Annotated in this window: 17 protein-coding genes; 6 read left to right on the forward strand and 11 right to left on the reverse strand. The window is 42.6% G+C overall.

The annotated features are described in order from the left end of the window. The first annotated feature begins 21 nt into the window (after nt 1-21). Both FHS24_RS11620 and FHS24_RS11625 read left to right on the forward strand, forming a co-directional pair. Nucleotides 22-849 (forward strand): SPOR domain-containing protein, encoded by an 828-nt coding sequence (locus FHS24_RS11620; RefSeq protein WP_183621283.1) that lies wholly within the window; start codon nt 22-24, stop codon nt 847-849. 112 nt (nt 850-961) lie between these two features. Further along, complete coding sequence (locus tag FHS24_RS11625; protein ID WP_233449127.1) at nt 962-2,059, forward strand: PTS transporter subunit IIC; 1,098 nt, start codon at nt 962-964, stop codon at nt 2,057-2,059. 114 nt (nt 2,060-2,173) lie between these two features. Here the strand turns inward: FHS24_RS11625 and FHS24_RS11630 are convergent, their stop codons facing one another. The 7 genes from FHS24_RS11630 to rdgB all read right to left on the reverse strand — a co-directional run bounded on the left by FHS24_RS11630 (nt 2,174) and on the right by rdgB (nt 10,154). Next, on the reverse strand, nt 2,174-3,169 hold the full coding sequence (locus FHS24_RS11630) for a c-type cytochrome (RefSeq protein WP_183621284.1): 996 nt from the start codon (nt 3,167-3,169) through the stop codon (nt 2,174-2,176). A gap of 464 nt (nt 3,170-3,633) precedes the next feature. Next, complete coding sequence (locus FHS24_RS11635; protein ID WP_183621285.1) at nt 3,634-4,683, reverse strand: SDR family NAD(P)-dependent oxidoreductase; 1,050 nt, start codon at nt 4,681-4,683, stop codon at nt 3,634-3,636. A gap of 254 nt (nt 4,684-4,937) precedes the next feature. After that, a complete protein-coding gene (clpX, locus tag FHS24_RS11640; protein ID WP_183621286.1) occupies nt 4,938-6,251 on the reverse strand; it encodes an ATP-dependent protease ATP-binding subunit ClpX in 1,314 nt (437 codons plus the stop codon). A 150-nt stretch (nt 6,252-6,401) separates the two neighbouring features. Next, entirely contained in the window at nt 6,402-7,031 is a 630-nt protein-coding gene (clpP, locus tag FHS24_RS11645) for an ATP-dependent Clp endopeptidase proteolytic subunit ClpP (RefSeq protein ID WP_183621331.1), read from the reverse strand. 574 nt (nt 7,032-7,605) lie between these two features. After that, nucleotides 7,606-8,949, reverse strand: coding sequence for a trigger factor (gene tig, locus FHS24_RS11650; RefSeq protein ID WP_183621287.1), 1,344 nt, complete (start codon nt 8,947-8,949; stop codon nt 7,606-7,608). A gap of 53 nt (nt 8,950-9,002) precedes the next feature. Next, a complete protein-coding gene (locus FHS24_RS12535; protein WP_265088167.1) occupies nt 9,003-9,128 on the reverse strand; it encodes a hypothetical protein in 126 nt (41 codons plus the stop codon). A gap of 336 nt (nt 9,129-9,464) precedes the next feature. Beyond that, entirely contained in the window at nt 9,465-10,154 is a 690-nt protein-coding gene (gene rdgB, locus FHS24_RS11655; protein WP_221185066.1) for an RdgB/HAM1 family non-canonical purine NTP pyrophosphatase, read from the reverse strand. A 486-nt stretch (nt 10,155-10,640) separates the two neighbouring features. Here rdgB and FHS24_RS11660 point away from each other — a divergent pair, with 486 nt between their 5' ends. After that, a complete protein-coding gene (locus FHS24_RS11660) occupies nt 10,641-11,270 on the forward strand; it encodes a superoxide dismutase (RefSeq protein ID WP_183621288.1) in 630 nt (209 codons plus the stop codon). A gap of 83 nt (nt 11,271-11,353) precedes the next feature. On the opposite strand, the gene FHS24_RS11665 is transcribed toward FHS24_RS11660, so the two are convergent. From FHS24_RS11665 to FHS24_RS11675, 3 genes are read right to left on the reverse strand one after another with little or no spacing between them, the layout of a single operon-like run. Beyond that, a complete protein-coding gene (locus FHS24_RS11665; protein WP_183621289.1) occupies nt 11,354-12,529 on the reverse strand; it encodes a hypothetical protein in 1,176 nt (391 codons plus the stop codon). 56 nt (nt 12,530-12,585) lie between these two features. Then, nucleotides 12,586-13,404: a DUF72 domain-containing protein gene (locus tag FHS24_RS11670; RefSeq protein WP_183621290.1), complete on the reverse strand. Its 819-nt coding sequence runs from the start codon at nt 13,402-13,404 to the stop codon at nt 12,586-12,588. A 41-nt stretch (nt 13,405-13,445) separates the two neighbouring features. Continuing rightward, nucleotides 13,446-14,618, reverse strand: a complete 1,173-nt coding sequence (locus tag FHS24_RS11675; protein ID WP_183621291.1) for a polyprenyl synthetase family protein — start codon at nt 14,616-14,618, stop codon at nt 13,446-13,448. Between the two features lie 774 nt (nt 14,619-15,392). Between FHS24_RS11675 and fadB the strand changes: the two genes are divergently transcribed. From fadB to FHS24_RS11690, 3 genes are all read left to right on the forward strand, one after another. After that, on the forward strand, nt 15,393-17,552 hold the full coding sequence (gene fadB, locus FHS24_RS11680; protein WP_183621292.1) for a fatty acid oxidation complex subunit alpha FadB: 2,160 nt from the start codon (nt 15,393-15,395) through the stop codon (nt 17,550-17,552). Between the two features lie 149 nt (nt 17,553-17,701). Beyond that, nucleotides 17,702-18,874, forward strand: a complete 1,173-nt coding sequence (fadA, locus tag FHS24_RS11685; RefSeq protein ID WP_183621293.1) for an acetyl-CoA C-acyltransferase FadA — start codon at nt 17,702-17,704, stop codon at nt 18,872-18,874. A 260-nt stretch (nt 18,875-19,134) separates the two neighbouring features. Continuing rightward, the gene (locus FHS24_RS11690) at nt 19,135-19,710 is read left to right on the forward strand and encodes an isochorismatase family protein (protein WP_183621294.1); all 576 of its coding nucleotides are present in this window, start codon (nt 19,135-19,137) and stop codon (nt 19,708-19,710) included. Nucleotides 19,711-19,834: 124 nt separating this feature from the next. On the opposite strand, the gene FHS24_RS11695 is transcribed toward FHS24_RS11690, so the two are convergent. Further along, complete coding sequence (locus FHS24_RS11695; RefSeq protein WP_183621295.1) at nt 19,835-21,103, reverse strand: MFS transporter; 1,269 nt, start codon at nt 21,101-21,103, stop codon at nt 19,835-19,837. Nucleotides 21,104-21,360: the final 257 nt, after the last annotated feature.

Genomic DNA, 21,360 nt, shown 5'->3' on the forward strand with positions numbered 1-21,360 from the left:
TCAGTAGGGAGAACGAGATCCATGTTAGCCAAAAAACCAAAAGGTGCCACTGAAAAACGCAAAACAAGTAGTGTGTCAGGCTTATTATGGATGTTTGTTGGGGCGGTATTGACGCTCATGATAGGGGTGTTTTTATACCTCTCACCATTGTTTAATTTTAGTCCTGCGGGCAGCGATAACGATAACGATCCTGACAGACAAGTGCAGCAACGAGTCGATACCGATACCGATAATGGTGATTATGAGTTTTACGATATTTTGCCCAATCAAGAGATGGCAACGATTCCTGATGAAGACTTTGGGGAAGGTGATGATAGCCAATCAGGTCAAATCACTGACTTCGAGCCAGATGTAATCGTCAATCAGCCTCAAAGTACGACTCCCGCTAATGATGCAGGTAATTTTGGTATCTCTGAAAATACCACTATTGAGCCGAATCGTGGCAACAATGCTAATAATGCCGCCAGCAGCAGTAATGATGACGATATTGTTATTGTTGAAGAAGATGCGACTTACGATGGCACACCAGCTGCCAACAATACAAGCGCGAATACAGGTGCGGCTGCGAACAAACCCAGTGCTGGTACGGCAAGTATTCAAGCAGCCAAACCTGCTACTTATATTTTGCAAATCAACAGCTTTGGTGATGCCGACGAAGCAGATCGTCGCCGTGCCCAAGTGCTGATGGCAGGTGTGGACGCTCGAGTGGTAAAAAACACCACAGGTAATGGTTTGCCTATCTATCAGGTTATCTCACGCCCGATGAATAACCGTCAAGCGGTTGCCACTGCCCAGCAGCGCCTACAAAATAATGGTATTGATTCTATCATTGTCGAACAACGTCGTTAGACCGAATTACAGTATTGATAAAAAAAGCGTCATAATGGCGCTTTTTTTATCCCTTTTTTTTGCTATGTTTTTCGGCGTTTTTTATCAAATTTAACATTAACATAAGAGCATCATGATGACTGTGACTCCTTCAGAAACTGCACCCGTCGGTATGATTCGAGCTTTTTTCCAAAAATATTTTATTGATGCCTTCACTGGGATGGCGTTAGGGCTGTTTGTTACCCTCATTGCCGGTCTTATCATCTCGCAAATCGGTGGCTGGTTAAACTTGCCAGCCTTGGTTGCGGTCGGCAAACTGGCCTCAGTGCTGATGGGTGCGGGTATTGGTGTCGGTATTGCTTATTATCTTAAAGCGCCAACGTTAGTGATGCTAAGCTGCTTGGTTGCAGGGATGCTGGGCGCTCATTCCGAAGCTTTGATGGCAGGCAACTTATTTATAGCGCAAGAGGCAGGTCCAGCAACCTTTGCTGCCGTGCCCGGTAATCCGATTGGTGCCTATTTGACCTCAGTCTTTGCTTATCGTGCTGGGACTTGGGTCGCGGGCAAAACCAAGCTCGATATTTTGCTGATACCGTTATTAGTATGTACGGTGGCACTAATCGTTTGCGCGCTGCTTAATCCTCCAGTCGTTGCTGCGGTCAATGCTATTGGTCAAGGTATTCAAGCCGCCACTGAATTGCAGCCGCTGTTAATGGGTATTGTGATAGCAGTGGTCGTTGGAATTTTATTGACACTACCGACCTCAAGCGCCGCTATTTGTATCGCTATTGGGCTTGGCGGCTTAGCGGGCGGGGCGGCGGTCGTTGGCTGTGCGGCGCATATGATAGGTTTTGCGGTGGCTAGCTTTAAAGATAACGGTGTCAGTGGCGTGATATCTCAAGGACTTGGCACCAGTATGCTACAGATTCCTAATGTGCTTAGAAAACCCATAGTTTTATTACCTGCTGTGATTGCTAGCGCCATTGTTGGTCCTATCGCAACCGTTGGGTTTGGGCTGGCTTGTACGGCAACTGGCGCTGGTATGGGTACGGCAGGATTGGTCGGGGTATTTGGTGTCATTGAAGCCTCACAAGGTATTATGAGTAGCGCTCAATTATGGACGGCGATTATCTTATTGATGTTCGTCATACCTGCGCTTATCGCTGGTGTGGTCGCTTATGCGATGCGCCGTCTTGGGTGGTTGGTTGATGGCGATATGAAACTGCCTTAAATTAAAATCAAATCAATCAAATTATCCTAAGCATTTATTCTAACTACCAATGATAAAAAAGCCCAACTACTTAAATAGCTGGGCTTTTTATTATATAACTTATGAATTTTTAAATTAACGACGGACATCTTTTGGTGCATCACCGTTTGGCCAATCTTTGTCTTTATTTGCTTTTACAGGGCGTGGCAAGTGGGTAAAGTAGGCGGCAATATCGACGGCTTCTTGGTCGCTTAGCGTATTACCTTGTCCAAATGGCATTTTACCTTTGATAAAGGCGGCGGCAGTATAAGTACGTGCCATCCCTGCGCCATCATTAAAGGATTTATCGCCAGCTACCGCAGGATAGATATAAGTACCATCGTCATTATATTGACCTTCGCCATTGTCACCGTGACAAACGCTACATTTTTCTGCAAATAGCTTTTCACCCGTTTCAGGGTTTGGCTCTAACTCTTTATTCACTTTGACAAAACCGCGACCTTCAGGAGATACGCCGACGGGCATATCTTGCGACAGCCAAGTCATATAAGAGATAATGGCGTTCATATCATCTGAGCCCAAATCAAGCGCTGTACCGTTCATTGAGCGCTCAAAACAACCATTGACACGCTCTTGCAAGGAGTTGATACGACCACCGCGCGAACGATAAATAGGGAAGATGCCCGGCAGACCATTCCATGGCGCCGCAAACGCTTCTGAGCCGTTACCTAAATGACAGCTGGTACAGTTGAGCTGGTTACCAACGTTATTTGGCATCTCTTTATAAGTATGATTGACAATCTGTAAACCTCGACGAATGGCGGCACCGCGCTCATCATCTGGGATGGTAGATTCGTCTGGCATATTAATCGCTGGTTTGCCGCCTGCTGCGCCTGCCGCATCACCGCCGCCTGCGCTAGCGCTCATATCACTGGCAGCTGGCATATTGCCTTTTAGCGTTTCAGCACGGGCTTCGAGCGCTTTAACGCGAGCCAATGCTTCTGCTTCTTCTAGACGGTCAACGGCTTTGGTCTCACTGCTATTACTACAGCCGGTCATACTGACGGCGCTAATGGCAAAGATAGTAGCTACTAACAGGGAGGAGGGCTTGGCACGTGGAAAGTTTATCATTGGAATATCCTTATGTTGAAAAATAATATGTAAATCTATATTTATATGATAGTTTGGTTGTCATGATGGCAAAACTTATTTTAAGGTTTTGGATAAATAAAAGGCTAGGATTTTAGTATTAATTAATGCCAAGATAGCTGGCGTCATATGATCCGCTTACCGCCATTGCCTACTGTTACTGATTAATCCGCTTGATTCCGCCTATCAAAATCCGACCAGTAATTAATCTGTAATTTTCTAGTAACATAATTGTATCAAATACAAATACGTAAAGTGTTTTTAAATTGAAAACAAACACTAAAGCGAAAAATGATGGCAAGAGATAATGAATGCTTTAGATAGCAACGCTTATATAGTTTTTACTAAAAAAGCGCGTAAATATGAAAATATTTACGCGCTTTTTTGATGAATATATCTCTTTAGTGATTTAACTTATCATCATCATTTATCTACCTATCTTTACATCAATGTGCAATCAACGCTTTACGGTCAGCCGTTTTTGCGCGTTTTTTGCCTTTTAATTTACGCGACAGCTTATTGACATCATTTAATACCTTGCTATAGCGTGCCGGGAATACGCGCTGGACAGCGTCTATCATTTTGGCATCATTGCCAATCAAGCAGCGTGGCTGATTGGTCGTGGCGGCCTGCAAAATAATCCAAGCGGCGGCGCTGGCATCAAATTTTAAGAACTTATTAAAACTACTGATGGCTTTGCGGCCGCTACGCATACCAAGGTCGCTGATACTGTCGTTACCACGGGCGCTATTGGCAATATTGGTTTTGATACCACCGGGGTGAATGCAGGTCGCTGAGACGCCGCAGCGCTGAATGTCGAGCTCTTGACGCAAGCTTTCGGTAAAGCCGCGTACAGCAAACTTGCTGGCGTTATAAGCAGATTGTGAAGGCTGCGCGGTCAAACCAAATAAGCTTGAAATATTAATAATATGACCATGTTCGTTAAAATGACGTGCTTTGCTATCCTTGTTAATATCTTTGTTACTACCATTAACTTCGCTTTCTTTGACGCTGTTTTTAATCAGTGGTAAAAATGCCTTGGTGCCGTAAACCACGCCCCAAAAGTTGATGTCCATCACCCATTCAAGCTCGCTAATACTGCTACCTTCTACGGTTGAATAAAGCGCCACGCCTGCATTATTAAAGATAAAGTTTACTTTACCATGCTCCGCCATCACGCTATCAGCCCATGCTTCGACGGCTTTATTGTCTGAGACATCGAGTACGGTGGTGGTGACTTTGACATCATAGCCGACCAGTAATTCTTTGGTTTGTGCCAATTGCTCAGCATTGATATCGGATAATGCCACATGGCAGCCCATTTTTGCTAAATGAATGGCAAGCTCACGTCCCATCCCAGAGCCAGCACCAGTGATAGCAGCGACATGGTTGCGGTAATAGGGCGCAATATCATGGTCTTGATGAGAGGAAAAAGGCAGATGTTGACGTAGTGAGGTGGCTATTGCAGAGACGTTTCCAGAAACAGTGTTAAGCATGATAAACAGTCCTTTGTATCATTGATTGGAGAGGTTTGGTCGTAAATAAAGATAACGTATAAAAAGTCGCTTTACCTTAGCATGATTGATGATAAGAGCTGATAGCAATTGATAAACGCGGCTGTCATTTTTAACCACCACATTAGCGGCAAGAAATAAAATGAGAAGTAAGCGGACATAAAAAAAGTGTCTAGCATAATTTACACTAGACACTTTTGCTTTAATTACAGCTTTAACAAAGCAGATAAGACCTTTTAAGCGTCTATCGCTATCTGTTCTGAGTCATCATTAGAGAAGGTAATTTCAGGGATTTTACCGTCGTTAATCACTGCTTCGTCAACGAGTACGGTCTTAGCATCCTTCATAGAAGGCAGCTCATACATTGTCTCTAACAGCGCGTTTTCAACGATAGAGCGTAGTCCACGAGCACCCGTTTTGCGTGCCATTGCTTTTTTGGCAATCGCATCAAGCGCTTCTTTGGTAAAGGTAATGTCAGCGCCTTCCATATCAAACAGATACTTGTACTGCTTAACCAAGGCGTTTTTTGGTTCCGTCAATATCTGAACCAACGCATCTTCGTCCAGCTCTGTAAGGGCAGCAAGTACAGGAAGACGACCAATCAGCTCTGGGATAAGACCAAACTTGATTAAATCTTCCGGCTCTACTTGTTGTAGTAGCTCTGAGCTACGTTTACTATCGTCTTTTGAACTAACATCAGCATTGAAGCCAATACCGGTTTTTTCAGTACGTTGCTGAATCACTTTATCAAGACCCGCAAATGCGCCACCAACGATAATCAAGATATTGCTGGTATCGACTTGGATGAGCTCTTGCTGAGGATGCTTGCGACCACCATGTGGTGGAATAGCGGCAACCGTGCCTTCGATAAGCTTAAGCAACGCTTGCTGAACACCTTCGCCTGATACGTCACGGGTGATAGATGGGTTGTCGCCTTTTTTGCTGATTTTATCAATCTCATCGATATAAATGATACCTTGCTCAGCTTTACTGACATCATAATCTGATGCTTGCAGTAGCTTTTGCACGATGTTTTCAACGTCTTCACCGACATAACCAGCTTCGGTCAAAGTCGTGGCATCTGCCATCGCAAAAGGAACATCAAGTAGACGTGCTAGGGTTTGCGCAAGTAAAGTCTTACCAGAACCTGTTGGACCAATCAGCAAAATATTACTCTTTGCCAATTCAACCATGGCATCATCAGCGCCAATTTTGGCTTTTTTACTGTCATTAGCTAAAGTTTGGCTGACTTTTAGGCGTTTATAATGGTTATAAACCGCCACCGCCAAGGCTTTTTTCGCCGCATCTTGCCCGATGACATATTCATCAAGTTTGGCACGTAGCTCTTTTGGCGTTGGCAGCTTTTTATTGACCCAAGAGGTATCAATGTCGCTATCGTCGTCACCATCTTCGGCGCTATCGGCAATCAGGTCAGTACATAGCTCAATACATTCATTACAAATATTGGCGTCGTCAGCGGCAATCAGCTGCTTTACTTCACTTTTTTCTTTGCCGCAAAACGAACACTGCGGGGTGTTATCTTCTGCCATATACAGGCACTCCTAAAATTTTATACTGATCAATATTCTGATTATGGACATCGATGCAAAAGCGCAGGGCACTTAATATATTTTCTCTCACCGTATCGCGCTTAAGCATCTGATGTTTTAAAGTTTTTTAAACGCCTGCTATTAAGGCACTTATAGAGAAGTCGGGCGACGCTCTAATACTTCATCAACCAAACCGTATTCTTTGGCTTCTTTGGCATCTAACCAATAATCACGCTCAACGTCTTTTTCAATTTTCTCAACTGGTTGACCAGTACGCTCAGCCAAAATCTCATTCAAACGAGCGCGAGTTTTTAGAATTTCACGCGCATTAATTTCGATATCAGTTGCTTGACCTTGCGCGCCGCCTGAAGGCTGGTGAATCATCACGCGAGAGTTGGCTAGGGCATAACGTTTGCCTTTTTGACCAGCAGCAAGCAAGAATGAGCCCATGCTATAAGCGCCGCCCATACAAATGGTCGAAACTTCAGGTTTGATGAAGTTCATGGTATCAAAAATAGCCAAACCAGCACTTACTGAGCCGCCTGGTGAATTGATATATAAGTGGATATCTTTATCAGGGTTTTCTGCTTCTAAGAATAATAACTGGGCGACGATAAGATTGGCCATATGGTCTTCAACTTGACCGGTCAAAAAGATAACGCGCTCACGTAATAGGCGTGAGAAAATATCAAACGAGCGTTCACCGCGTGCTGATTGCTCAACCACCATTGGAACTAATGCTGCTTGGGGCGCGCTCTGGGCGGTATTGTGCGCACTCATCAACATATCAAAATGCGGGTTAGCAGTGATGCGATCATAATCTGTCATAAAGATGTCCTGTTTATAAGTACATAAAGTAAAGAGGTATAGGCTAGCTGTTGGCTAATTTTTTATGGTGGTTATCATTGTAAACATTGCCGCCTGTTAATAAAAGCTGCCTGTTAATAAAACCTATTCGGTTCAATTAAATGTTCTAAACATCGCTAGCAAGTAGCCAATCATATTCGTGATTTAAGGCGGCGTTTAAAGGTTATTACATCTACTTGCTAGAAATAGCAGCTGTCAAAAATAGTAGCCGCTAAAAATAATTGAGCTAATGGTAACTTTTTTATCAGGGAAATAGTAACTTTTTAATGTGACAAATGATAAATGACTCCCTATTAATAAGGCGTCTGTGCCTATTTATCAAGGGCAGTAGCAATAAACATCAGATAAAAGTAGCTAATAAGGCAGTAATTTATAAGTCCCCAATAAAAATGCCCTAACAAATTGTTAGGGCATTGTGTTTAGCATTTTTGCAGTAAGAGTAGCAATTTACCATTAATGGCAAGTTGCCACGTTATCTCTTACTAAATTACATACCTTGCTGCTGTTGTTGCTGAGCAGCCAATAGGTCTTGGTAGCTAACTTCTTTGTCAGTTACTTTGCCTTGCTCGATTAGATAATCAACTACTTGATCTTCTAGAACCACAGACTCAATGTTCGCGCGTTGCTGCTTGTCATTGGTGTAGTACTCGATGACTTCGCTTGGATCTTCGTAGTTTTCAGCGGCTTCTTTGATAAAGCTTTCAACACGCTCTTGATCTACTTCTAAGCCTTTGGTGTCGATAACGCGAGCAACGATGATGCCAAGACGGGCAGCACGTAGCGCTTGCTCTTCAAATAGCTCATTTGGCAGCATGTCTTTATCGAAGCTATCAGCATTGGCACCGAACTGCTGAGAAAAACGTTGCATCATCATGTTGCGTTGACGCTCGATCTCTTGCTCTAACATGGCGTTTGGTACTTCAAACTCATTCTTTTCTAGTAGCGCATCAAACGTCGCTTGTTTTACTTGGCTACGCGCAGCATTCTTGATTTCGCGTTCCATGTTTTTGCGTACGTCTTCTTTTAATTTCTCAACGCCGCCTTCTTTAACACCGAATAGCTCTAGGAACTCTTCGTTGATTTCAGGTAGCTTAGATTTTTCAACCAATTTTACGTTGATTTTGAACTGTGCTTCTTTACCCGCTAAGTTTTCAGCTTGGTAATCTTCTGGGAAAGTCACGTCGATAACTTTTTCTTCGCCAGCTTTCATGCCTTTGATGCCATCTTCAAAGCCAGGAATCATCTGGTTGCTACCGATAACCAGTTTGAAGTCTTCAGCAGAACCGCCTTCGAATTTCTCGCCGTCGATTGAGCCTTCAAAGTCAAACGTTACTTGGTTGTCTTTGGCCGCTTTACCTTTTTTCTCAACGAATTCTTCACGTTGTTTTTGTAGGTTTTCAATCATGGTGTCAACGTCTTCGTCGCTAACCGTCGCTGTGTGACGCTCAACTTCGATTTCATCAATACCTTGCACGTCGATTTCTGGGAAGATTTCAACAGTGGCTTGATAAACCAAGAAATCATCTTCAAGTTTCACGTCATCGATGTTAGGCATGCCAACCGCGCGGATGTCTTCTGATTTGATCGCTTCAAAAACAGTATCACGGATCACATCGTTGATAACTTCTTGTTGAATGCCAGCACCGTACTGTGAACGGATATGTGACATAGGGACGTTACCTTTACGGAAACCGTCAATCTTGGCAGTTTTCGCAACTTGGCGAATACGGCCTTCAACTTTGTTTTGAATTTTTTCAACGGGTACTTTAACCGTTAGCTGAGTTTCTTTGTTAGATAGCTTGTTGGTTGTAACTTGTAAATCTGTAGCCATGTTCATTACACCTTTAGGATTTAATAGTACGTTTGATTGAACAGTACTTAGGGTTAAATAGTAATAGACAACCGTGCCTCAAAATACGGGCGGGTGTTACCGATTGCCGTTGGAATAAATAGGGGATATTGATAGCGCGCAATTTCACATTCCGTGCCCGTAGCAATCGCTGCTGACACAAAAATGTGAAACGCTTTATCTGAATAGACGCTATCTGATATCAATATTAACCATGAATAGGTCGCATAATAACGCTTTTTGCGCAATTATACAGACAAATAACGGCTTTCAACAAAATTTTAAAAGTAGAACAGTATAATCCATCTGTTTATCAAAGTAAAAATTATCTGTTTGCTGTCTATACAGGGCAGCCCTGCTATCGTCCGTTCAAATAAAATCGCTATGCTAATATTCTCATATTATCGGTATTAACATAGCAAAGCAGTAAACGCTATGGATCGACGATAAGGTAAGACTGCTTTTATTTGAATTGTTTTTATAAGACAAAATTGCTTTTATAAAGACGATAAATGCAGTTGCGCCAATAATTGCTTAATTGCCTGACCACGATGGCTAATGCTGTTTTTATCCGCAGCGCTGAGGCTTGCCGCCGTTGCTTGCAGCTCTGGTAACCAAAATAGCGGATCATAACCAAATCCACCATCACCATGTGGGGCAGCCAAAATCTCACCGTACCACAAACCTTGAGCTATAATTGGCAACGGGTCATCGGCGTGACGTACCATCGCCAATACGCAAACGAACATGCCTTTAATAGGAGCATCTGGCTGTGCTGCGCGAATAGGCTGCAAGTCAGCAACAAGTTTGGCATTATTTTTACAGTCATTGCCGTGCTCGCCTGCATAGCGGGCAGAGTAGATACCGGGTGCATTGCCCAATGCCGGTACACAAAGTCCTGAGTCATCAGCAATCGCAGGCAATCCGCTGGCTCGGCTGGCATGACGGGCTTTTATGATAGCGTTCTCAACGAAGCTTAATCCATCTTCAATCGCATCGTCGATATTGAGCTGACCTTGCGGGACAATCGTCACATCTAAATCAGCCTCAGCAAATAAGCGTTTAAACTCAGCAAGTTTGCCTTTATTGTTGCTGGCAAGCACCCATTGGTTTTGCGGCGTGGCTGGCTTTGAATCAGTTAAAGCGGTCGTTTGTGGATGAGTGCCTGTGGCGCTAATATGACTCATAGTCTCTGTCCGTAATTGAGTGGTTTACCGCTGCATATTCTAGGCTAGCATCGGCTAAATTACCAATTAGCATAATGAATCGTTGATTCATAACATTTGGTAACTGATATTTGTCGTCACTATTGCTATAATAGGCAACAAGCTACAGTGAATTATATCTTATAGCTTGTGAACTTAAAGTTAATAATAGCTTTAATCGTTAGTAAATAGTTTTAAACGCTAATAATGGCTTTTAAGTCCATATTTTGGCATTTAAAAGTTTCGGTGTTTAAAATCTTGACTATTTAACGATATAATAATTATTGAGTGCTGCTCGCTTAAGATAACTTTCAAATTTAGCGCTTTTTTAGGTTTACTGCATTATGTGTTAGCCTAGTGAGTGTTAACTTTCTCTAACAATAAACTAAGCCAATTTAGTCCAATAATTTATAGCATTGATTTAGGCTATACCTAATACTAATGGCTAAACAGCAAGGATAAAATAATATGTCAAAGATTACATTACCAGAACTACCGTATGCAAAAGACGCGCTAGAGCCACATATCAGTGCTGAAACGCTAGAATACCATCATGACAAACATCACAATGCATACGTGACTAAGCTAAATGAATTGCTACCTGGTTCTGGTCTAGAAGACAAAACTTTGTCAGAAATCATCGTAGCAACCGCTAAAGATGACAGCAAACAAGGTATGTTTAACCAAGCAGCCCAAGTATGGAACCACACGTTCTATTGGAACTGCATGACGCCAGACAATGGCGGCGGCGAACCTACTGGCGATCTAAAAGCTAAAATCGAAGAAGATTTCGGTAGCTATGACAAATTCCGTGAAGAGTTCAAAAACGCAGCATTGACTCAGTTCGGTTCAGGTTGGGCATGGTTAGTCGCTGATAAAGTCGGTGGCAAACTGTCTATCGCCAAAACAGCTAACGCTGATACACCGCTTGCACATGACCAAGTTGCTGTATTGACTTGTGACGTGTGGGAACATGCTTACTACATCGATTATCGTAACCGTCGTCCTGATTATGTTGACACGTTCCTAGACAAACTAGTGAATTGGGACTACGCAAACGCAAAATATAAAGGTCAAGACGCTGGTGTTGAAGAGTAATCTTTAACCACTAAGTATTTGATTGATAAAAAAGGACACCGCGAGGTGTCTTTTTTTTGGTTTAAATTGTATGTCACCTATATTTATTCTTTTGAATTTTTCTTTTTCAGAGACTTAAGATACGAGTTAAGATAATCTCCAACCTTCACATGATAATCAAGCACACTTTGAATCCATTCAAAGGCTTTGACCTCAATATCTACTTTGTCCTTTGTAAAATAATCTCTACCTAAGAATCTCACTGGTTGCCCAGAATCTAAAGTATCTCTAGCGTACTGTGCTGAATAATATAATGGCAGTTTTTTTATCTCGTCAGTTTCAAAGCCAACATATATTCTTTCAAGCTCTATTACAGAAGTAGAATGAATGAGGTCATTTCTAAACTGAATTAGTTCTGGAATTTGACTATTATTATCTTGGAGCTGCACTATAGTGTCTAAAACCTGACTTGATATTAGATTCGGTTTTAGTTTCTTTATTTCATGATATTGCTTATCCCGTACTTTCTTGTATTCGATTTTCGAGCTATTAATATCGTTTATAAACTGAATGAGCTTAGCGGATAAATCTAGTGAAGAACATAGTGATACAACAATAGACGTGATAGCGGATGCAACAGAATATGAGTCACTCCCTCTATAAATAATCTCGGATGTACTAAATTCATCAATTTCTCCAAATTGATGAATTAATTTGTGAGACTTAATAATGCAGTTTCGCTGAGAGTCTAAAAGCCCTACATAGTAGGTTATAGAGCGTTGTATAAGAGACATAATATCATTGCATATTCTGCTAACCTGATTAATGACTAAGAATATATTTAAGTATTCTTCGACAACAATAGAGTTTTCTGTATTACATTGTTTTAGAAAGTTGTTATGCATAAACTCTAATGTTTCTTTTGATGCGTCTGTATAGCTATTATCAATGTAGCCAATAGGAAAAGTAACTGATATTTTGTGATAATGACTCTTTTCTTCAGAGTTTAGTAGAAAGCCTAATAAAGAATCGTTAATTTGAGATATATAATACTTTTCTAGCTTATTCCAGCCAAAATCTGAGAAGTCTGGAAATTCAAAGTCGGTAAACGTACTGGCTTTGATTAGTCTTTTAATATTAGCCAAAGATGATGTAATTGCATCTAAATCTTCTTCGCTAGAATTAAAAGTTGATGAGCTATTACCGAGCACGTCTTCTATAACGTAAGTGTTATTACTGACTTCTCTAATAAAAAGTCCTTTACTAGCAAAATATTTCATTTCTATACCTCAGATATTATGGAATATTTTTATTTTTTAAGTCAAAGACTAATGATCTACGATACCTCAAACCCAAACTTACCTAACGCCTCTCTTAGCATTGCAATATTATAATAAGCATGTGCATTGACGGTGTTTTGGAAGAAGATATACAGCGTATCAAAATGCTGACGCTGATTGGCAATCGCTTGTGCCCAGTTGTTCATCTCCGCTTCACTATAGCGATAATCATGACGGTCGGCAGCGCTCATCGCATCCCACCAGTTTAGATTATTGCCATGCATCCGTAGGTAGCCAGTGCGCTTGGTAAATATCAGTCGTGATGGCGGAAGACCGCTAACCTTAGGGTAATCGACGCTACACCAAATCAAGCCTTGCTCGATAAAGCTATCGACCACTTGCGGCGTATGCCAGCCGTTATGACGAAACTCAATGGCTAATGGATACTCCTTAAACCAACTGACCAGATTGGCGAGATAAAGCCGATGCTCACGGGTACGATCAAAGCCATGTGGGAATTGCAGCAATAATGGCGCTAAAGCATCCGCTTCGATAAGCGGGGTGAGAGCAGTAAGAAACGCTTGCGCATGTTCGGCAGTGCCTTTACGTGCATGAGTAAAGTCTTGATGCAGCTTGACCGCGAACTTCAATTCACTGTCTGTTTGCACGTAGGCTTTATCAACCATACCAGCAAATGCTTTTTGCCCTATGGGCGCGTAGAAGGTGCTATTAATCTCGACCGCGCCGTATTGCTTGGCGTATTCGCGTAAGAAGTCCGTTTTTTTGGTGCCAGTGGGATACAGCGTACCGAGTAAGTCGGTATCGCTATAACCGCCCGTACCAAGATAAATACGCTGCGTAGGGGTACTGTCCATGTTGACCGCCCTTTGCTATTTTTAATTTATCATTAATAAGTTTATTTTTTACGTGCCCATAGCCATTCGATGAGTGCCAATAGTGCGTTGTTGTCTGCACTGTCTGTGCTGCTAAACTCACGACTGCTTAATTCACCATCACTTGATTCACGGCTGCTCAACTCGCGAATAATGGCTGCACGTCCGTCATTAAATAGCGATTGCGCATAACTGGTTGCCTGCTCAACGCCCATCAATTTTACATAGGTAGATTTGTCTAATTTTTCATCGCTGCCGGCAGGTTTGCCAAGGGTATCGGTAGAGGTTGTTACGTCTAGAATATCGTCTTGTACCTGAAAGGCCAGACCAATATGCTGAGCACATTCTTGCAATGCCATGCGCTGCGGAGCCGTCGCACCCGCACAGATACCGCCCATTAGCATCGCCGCTTCAATCAATGCGCCGGTTTTATCACGGTGGATGGCTTCCAAGTCACTTTGCGAGATACCGGTAGAGGCTTCAGCATTCAGGTCAAGCATTTGACCCGAAACCATACGTCTGGCACGCGGCGCAAATATCGCGATGAGCTGGCTTGCGATGGCTGAATCAAAATGTGCAAAGGTTGGCAGCTCCGCAGTCAATACTTCAAAGGCTAGCGTCTGTAATACATCACCTGCGAGCAGGGCGGTCGATTCTTCAAAGACAATATGCGCAGTCGGCTGACCACGGCGCAGCTCATCATCATCCATACATGGCAAGTCATCATGTACCAATGAATAGGTATGCAGCAGTTCCACGGCTAACGCAGCACGGCGACACATATCATAATCTGAATCGTTTTCTAATAGTGATTCTAAGTCGTGATTTTGCTTGGCTTCTTTACCAGTACTTTTATCCGCAGTTTCGTCGTCATTACCAACATTGTTATTAGCGCTTCCATTAACATTGTCATTATTATTATTATTAACGTCATCATTAGCATTGCTATGATTGACACTATCAAAGGCACTAGCAACCAATAACGGACGTACCAATTTACCTTGACCGGTCATCACATAACGGCAGGCATCAAGCAGCGGGCTTGGCAGCTCAGCATAAGCAAACAGCACCTCGATATCTTGCGACAGTTGCGCACGCACGGCGCTATGAAATTGCTCGGTGTTGTTATCAAAGCTAGCAAAGGAGACAAGTCTTGCAGGCATAAAGCTTGGTATAGAAGTAGTAGAAACAGTCATAACCCAACCATCTATCAGGTGAATAATAAAAATATCGCTAGTGTAGCATGATAGATTATATTCCTTATCGAGCGAGTATCATCAACGCAGCATTTTTGGCGGTTTAATGTTAAAAAACCTGCTTAAAAAAGCCAGAAATAATACAACAAGCCCTCGTTACGTATGGGCGATGTATCTTGTCCGTTGGATATGTTTTGATAAGGGATACAGCATATCGATAAATAAGCCGTATTTATCAGCTTTAAACAGTTGATTGTCAGTATATAATCTTAGTATACAAGCGGTCACTTAAAACACCTTTGCAGGAAGGTAAAGGGCTAGTATCGACTTAAGAGTGACTTGCGAGTATGGTATTAGCTTGTGACAGTCAGGGGCATAATCCCCTACACTAATTGGCGTGAAAATGGTCTGCTGCTTAGCAGGTGGGTTTTTACCTCCGTATCTCAGCAAATATCAGTTCAGTGTTCAGTCAGTATTTGTATGGCTGGTATTTGCACTATTAGTGTTTATCACATCAGTACCGGCAATAATCGTATATAAATAAAGCGCCATATTCACTTGTGCTAACGCAGTAACATGACACATAGAAAATGAATATATAAGCATGAGCGCTAGATAATAAAGACATCTTCACTGCTTACTCTATGCTGACTTTATAAGACAGTATATTGGCAGTGTTATTACTCGTTTTTCTAACAATAACTGGCTATGTAATTCAATTTTAAAACTTTTAATTTTAAAACGTAGCTTTCGTTATATAGCAAGGAGTTTCAAATGGTATACCAAGGAAATCGCATCACGGTGACAATGCTAGAGGATGGCATCGCCAACATGCAGTACAACGCCGAAAATGAGAGCGTGAATAAGTTTGATGCGGAAACCAATAAGCAATTTGCTGAAGTTGTTAGTGCTTTAGAAAAAGCCGACGACGTTAAGGGCTTAATTGTGACGTCAAGCAAAGGCGTCTTTATCGCTGGTGCGGACATTACAGAATTTGTGGCTTCTTTTAAACAATCAGAAGAAGAAATCAAAGATTGGGTTATTAATATCAATGACGCCTTCAATCGCTTTGAAGATTTGCCGTTCCCGAAAGTAGCTGCTATCAATGGCGCAGCGCTTGGCGGTGGTTGTGAGATGACCTTGGTTTGTGAATACCGCGTTATGAGCGACAAAGCCATCATCGGTCTACCAGAAACTCAATTGGGTATCTTCCCAGGTTTTGGTGGTACGGTTCGTAGTACGCGTGTTATTGGTATCGACAATGCACTTGAGCTGATTGCGACTGGTACACCAAAGAAAGCACTCGATGCGCTAAAACTAGGCTTGGTTGATGCGACTGTTGCTGCTGATGACTTGCAAGATGCTGCCATTGATTTGGTCAAAAAGTGTATCTCAGGTGAGCTTGATTGGAAAGCCAAGCGTGAAGAGAAGCTGGTTCCTGTAAAGCTAAATCAGCTTGAGCAAGCGATGGCGTTTAACAGTGCAAAAGGTATGATCTTTGCTAAAGCCAATCCTAAGCAATATCCTGCGCCAGCACTTGCTATCGCTGCGATCGAAAAACACGTTAACTTACCACGTGATAAAGCAATCGAAGTAGAAGCAGCAGGTTTTGCAAAAGCGGCGAAAACCCCACAAGCAGAAAGCTTGGTTGGTTTATTCTTAAGTGATCAATTGGTTAAAAAGTTAGCCAAGCAGCACAGCAAAAAAGCACATGAAATCAATGAAGCGGCAGTACTTGGCGCTGGTATCATGGGCGGCGGTATCGCTTATCAAGCAGCCAGCAAAGGCTTGCCAATCATTATGAAAGACATCAAGTCTGAGCAATTAGACCTTGGTATGGGCGAAGCCAGCAAGTTACTTGGCAAAATGGTCGAACGCGGTAAAATGACCCCAGCAAAAATGGGTGAGACTTTAAGCCGTATCCGTCCTACTTTGAATTATGGTGATTTTGCTGAGACTGATATCGTTATCGAAGCGGTCGTAGAAAATCCAAACGTGAAGCGTGCGGTACTAAAAGAAGTTGAAGGCTTGGTAAAAGACGATTGTATCTTAGCGTCAAATACTTCAACGATTTCTATTACTTTCTTAGCTGAAGCACTTGAGCGTCCAGAAAACTTCGTCGGTATGCATTTTTTCAACCCAGTAAACCGTATGCCGTTAGTAGAAGTTATCCGCGGTGAAAAGTCATCTGAAGAAGCTATTTCAACGACCGTTGCTTTGGCTACAAAAATGGGTAAAGTGCCTGTCGTCGTGAATGACTGTCCAGGTTTCTTAGTCAACCGCGTATTGTTCCCATACTTTGGTGCTTTTGATTTGCTACTTAAGCAAGGTGCTGATTTTGCTCATGTCGATAAAGTCATGGAAAAATTCGGCTGGCCGATGGGTCCTGCGTATCTAATCGACGTGGTTGGTTTAGATACTGGCGTACACGGTGCAGAAGTTATGGCAGAAGGTTTCCCTGACCGCATGAAGCCTGACTATAAAGGTGCTATCGAGCATTTATATGAAAACAAACGTTTAGGTCAGAAAAACGGCATTGGTTTCTATAAGTATGAGATGGACAAGCGCGGCAAGCCAAAGAAAGTTGCTGATGAAGCCACTTATGAGCTATTAAAAGCCACTACTGATAGCGATAAACAGACCTTTGATGATCAAGCAATTATCGACCGCACCATGCTAGCGTTCTGTAATGAAACCGTTCGTTGCCTAGAAGACAACATCGTCAGCACGCCGTCAGAAGCAGATATGGCGATGATTATGGGTGTTGGTTTCCCACCATTCCGCGGTGGCCCTTGCCGTTATATCGACCAAATGGGTCTAGATAACTACTTGGCACTGTGTGAAAAATACGCATACCTTGGCAAAGCCTATGAAGCCCCGCAAAAGATTCGCGATATGGCAGCAGCAGGCGAGACCTTTTACGCCACAGCGTAATGGGCGGTCATTACTAGGATAAAGTGCAGTACACCTGCTCGATAAGATTATTGGTAATTAATTTATTATTAGTAACCTTAACTTTCTAAATTAGATAGGCGAGCACTGCGGTACTGCCACTGACAATAAAAATTGAAAAGGAAGATAGTATGACAATTTTAAGTCCAAAAGACGTGGTCATCGTAGATGGCGTACGCTCAGCAATGGGTAAAACCAAAAACGGCATGTTCCGTCATGTCCGCGCTGATAGCATGTCTGCTGAATTGGTACGTGCATTGGTTGAGCGTAACGACTTTGACCCACGTGATGTCGAAGATGTCATCTGGGGCTGTGTCAACCAGACCCTAGAGCAAGGTTTAAACATCGGTCGTAACATCGGTCTGCTAGCGGGTATTCCAAAGACTGCTGGCGGCCAAACCGTTAACCGTCTATGTGGTTCATCTATGCAGGCGCTACACACCGCTGCTGCCCAAATCATGACCGGTCAAGGTGATGTGTTCATCATCGGTGGTGTTGAGCACATGGGTCACGTCGGCATGATGCATGGCGTTGATCTTAACCCTGAAGCATCAAAGCATTATGCAAAAGCCTCAAACATGATGGGCTTGACCGCTGAAATGCTAGGTCGTATGAATAACATCACTCGTGAAGAGCAAGATGCCTTTGGTCTTGAGTCGCATCGCCGTGCATGGGCTGCAACCATCGAAGGTCGTTTTGACAATGAAATCATCGGTATCGAAGGTCATGATGAAGCGGGTCGCTTGCAACTATGTACTGTTGATGAAGTAATTCGCCCTGATGCGACGATGGAGCAAATGCAAAAGCTACGTCCAGCCTTTGATCCAGTAGGCGGTACAGTAACTGCTGCGACCTCATCTGCATTATCTGATGGCGCATCGGCTATGCTAGTGATGAGCGCACAAAAAGCCAAAGAGTTAGGCTTGAAACCTCGTGCTCGTATTCGCAGCATGGCAGTCGCTGGTTGTGATGCCGCTATCATGGGCTACGGTCCTGTACCTGCAACGCAAAAAGCACTTAAGCGCGCTGGCATGAGCATCGATGACATGCAAACCATCGAGCTAAACGAAGCGTTTGCAGCCCAAGGCTTGTCAGTACTTAAAGCCTTGAACTTGACCGACAAGCAAGACATCGTCAACATCAACGGTGGCGCGATTGCTTTAGGTCATCCACTAGGGTGTTCTGGTGCTCGTATCACCGTTACTTTGCTTAACGCCATGGAGCAGTCAGATACTGAAATCGGTCTAGCGACTATGTGTATCGGTCTCGGTCAAGGTATCGCTACTATTATTGAGCGTGTTTAAGCCTGTAATATTGCAAACGTTTTAGAATAATTAATTGTTCTAATAAAAACCCCTAGTCATGATGACTGGGGGTTTTGCATTTATGGAGCACAGTGCTTGATAAAACTAAAATAGCATAAATTGTTATATCTCTTATCTTGATTGACGCATCCGTTAAACTATGACTAAATGAGAGAGTAATTAACAGTTATAATTTTAAGCCTGATATTCATTCTAAATAAGTTTAGAGCCGTCAGCTTCAGCCGTACAAGGAGTGTACTATGTCTACCATGATTACTGATCGTACCTACCGTATTGACCGTGAAAATACCCAAGCGATGATAATCGACGTCCAAGAACGTCTGACTCCGCATATCTATGACCATGAAAATATTCTCAAAAAAATGACGACTTTGATTAAAGGTCTGCAAGCACTTGATGTGCCAATTATGCTCAATGAGCAATATAAAAAAGGCTTAGGCGAAACCTTACCTGAAATTTGTGAGTTATTAGAAGGCGATAATGCCAAAGGCTTTGAAAAAGTGACTTTTAGTGCCTGTGACAATGACGATTCATGGAATCATCTTGCCCAGCAAAATCGCAGTATTGTTTTATTATTTGGTGTGGAGGCGCATGTTTGTGTACTCCAAACAGCCCTTGATTTACTCGATAATGGTATGCAGCCAGTCATTATTGGGGATGCAGTTGGCTCGCGCTTCCCTTATGACAAAAAGCTTGCTCTGCGCCGTATCCGCCGTGCAGGTGGTGTGATTACAACTGTAGAGACTATCTTGTTTGAGCTATGCCGGAGTAGTAAAGACCCTGCGTTTAAGATCATTAGTAGTTTGATTAAGTAACTTAATTAAGCGGATTGATTGGTTATAAAACGGTTTTTTTAATGGTTAATAAAAAAAGATAGCGCTTAAGAGTTAGGCGCTATCTTTTTTAAACACTAACTTTTTTCGCTTTGGAATAGTGCTTTTAAACAATGCCTGAGGTTGGTTTAACAATAGATTTAATCGTTGGCTTATCTCGTATTTTTAAGACTAAAAAGCTTGCTAAAGCCACCGCAATAATCAGTACCCAACCAGTCGGTATCCAACTGCCCGTCAGTCCTTTAACGCCCTGCATTAGCAATACCACAATGACGCCACCTAAATTCCCCATCATCATCAGCATAGCAACTGCTTTGGCAGCTTGTGAAGCATGTACGGTATCTTCAGCGGCGGCAATCAATAGCGGATAACCTGCCAGTAAGAAAAATCCCAGTATGAAGCTCAGCAATAATGTTATGGTTCCTGTCGTTAAATACAGTAAAGGATAGGTTGCGCTAGCGCCAACCAGCGTTGCCAATATTAAAAAAATGCGGCGTTTTTGTAGATAATCAGACAATAGCGGAATCAGTAGCGCCCCTAAAATACCACCGACTATCAGCATCGCGGTAATGATGCCTGCCGTTGCTTCATCAATACCACGCGGCGCAAGAATGGGTGCAATCCAGTTACTCAACCCATTAAAATAACCCATCGCAATAAACACTGCTAATGAGATAAACCATAGTCGCTTGTTCTTTAATAGCGATTCAATTTCTTGCAGTGAGATAGCGCTATCTTGTTGTTTGGGTTTCTCAGCAACTACTAATAAAAATCCTACTACCGCCACTGCTGTGATAATTACATTGATAAGTAACATCCCAGAGAAACCAAACGCCTCGATTAATGGAGCAGGGGCAAAAGCGCCAAGAGCCGTCGCCAAAAACATCCCACCCATAATAACACCTGTTACCGTGGCGATTTGCGACTTATCAAACCAGTCAGAGGTCACCTGATTAATGGCATTGGTGATATACGGCTGAGCGATGGCGATAAGTAATTGCCCTGCAAATACTAGCCAATAATAATCAGCGCCCAACCAGCGTATTATTGAGCCTATCAGCATAAGTAGCGCTGCTAAGCTGACGATTTTTTTATAGCCAATGTTATCGAGCACCTTGCCTGAATGGATGGCAAGCAACACAAAAATGATAGGGAACATCAAAGTTAATAAATTGGCGAAAAACTCATTAACGCCGAAATGTGCCTCGGTGCTAATCACAATGGTCGCAAAGGTCAGCCATAAAAACTGATTGACCCCAAGTAAAAGAGAGAAGCCTGCGATAATCAGCCATTTATTGGGTGGTTTTTGTTTGGAAGTTATTAAAGTCACAGTTGATGAATTAGCACGCGTTGTGGCGTCAGTGGTGGGTGGCATCGACATATCCTTGTCTGGTGCAGGTTGTTATCCATTATTTTATGCATAGCCTTGTCCATAGTCTTATGCACTGCCTGTGACCTTATTATGAGCATTAGTTGAATCTTAAACAATAAAAAATTAAGATGCTTACCATTATCGCCCGTCGAAAAAAATAGATGGTTAGCAGTATGAGCAAAATCTCCCATATAATAAGTACCTTTGTATAAACATTAGAGTTAGATAAAGCGCTAACCATTTACCAGTTAAATTAGAGA

The sequence above is a fragment of the Psychrobacter luti genome (assembly GCF_014192115.1).
Lineage (GTDB): Bacteria > Pseudomonadota > Gammaproteobacteria > Pseudomonadales > Moraxellaceae > Psychrobacter > Psychrobacter luti.

Coding starts and splice junctions, on each gene's coding strand:
- FHS24_RS11620 (WP_183621283.1), top strand. CDS start 22: ATGTTAGCCAAAAAACCAAAAGGTGCCACTGAAAAACGCAAAACAAGT.
- FHS24_RS11625 (WP_233449127.1), top strand. CDS start 962: ATGATGACTGTGACTCCTTCAGAAACTGCACCCGTCGGTATGATTCGA.
- FHS24_RS11630 (WP_183621284.1), bottom strand. CDS start 3,169: ATGATAAACTTTCCACGTGCCAAGCCCTCCTCCCTGTTAGTAGCTACT.
- FHS24_RS11635 (WP_183621285.1), bottom strand. CDS start 4,683: ATGCTTAACACTGTTTCTGGAAACGTCTCTGCAATAGCCACCTCACTA.
- clpX (WP_183621286.1), bottom strand. CDS start 6,251: ATGGCAGAAGATAACACCCCGCAGTGTTCGTTTTGCGGCAAAGAAAAA.
- clpP (WP_183621331.1), bottom strand. CDS start 7,031: ATGAGTGCGCACAATACCGCCCAGAGCGCGCCCCAAGCAGCATTAGTT.
- tig (WP_183621287.1), bottom strand. CDS start 8,949: ATGGCTACAGATTTACAAGTTACAACCAACAAGCTATCTAACAAAGAA.
- rdgB (WP_221185066.1), bottom strand. CDS start 10,154: ATGAGTCATATTAGCGCCACAGGCACTCATCCACAAACGACCGCTTTA.
- FHS24_RS11660 (WP_183621288.1), top strand. CDS start 10,641: ATGTCAAAGATTACATTACCAGAACTACCGTATGCAAAAGACGCGCTA.
- FHS24_RS11665 (WP_183621289.1), bottom strand. CDS start 12,529: ATGAAATATTTTGCTAGTAAAGGACTTTTTATTAGAGAAGTCAGTAAT.
- FHS24_RS11670 (WP_183621290.1), bottom strand. CDS start 13,404: ATGGACAGTACCCCTACGCAGCGTATTTATCTTGGTACGGGCGGTTAT.
- FHS24_RS11675 (WP_183621291.1), bottom strand. CDS start 14,618: ATGACTGTTTCTACTACTTCTATACCAAGCTTTATGCCTGCAAGACTT.
- fadB (WP_183621292.1), top strand. CDS start 15,393: ATGGTATACCAAGGAAATCGCATCACGGTGACAATGCTAGAGGATGGC.
- fadA (WP_183621293.1), top strand. CDS start 17,702: ATGACAATTTTAAGTCCAAAAGACGTGGTCATCGTAGATGGCGTACGC.
- FHS24_RS11690 (WP_183621294.1), top strand. CDS start 19,135: ATGTCTACCATGATTACTGATCGTACCTACCGTATTGACCGTGAAAAT.
- FHS24_RS11695 (WP_183621295.1), bottom strand. CDS start 21,103: ATGCCACCCACCACTGACGCCACAACGCGTGCTAATTCATCAACTGTG.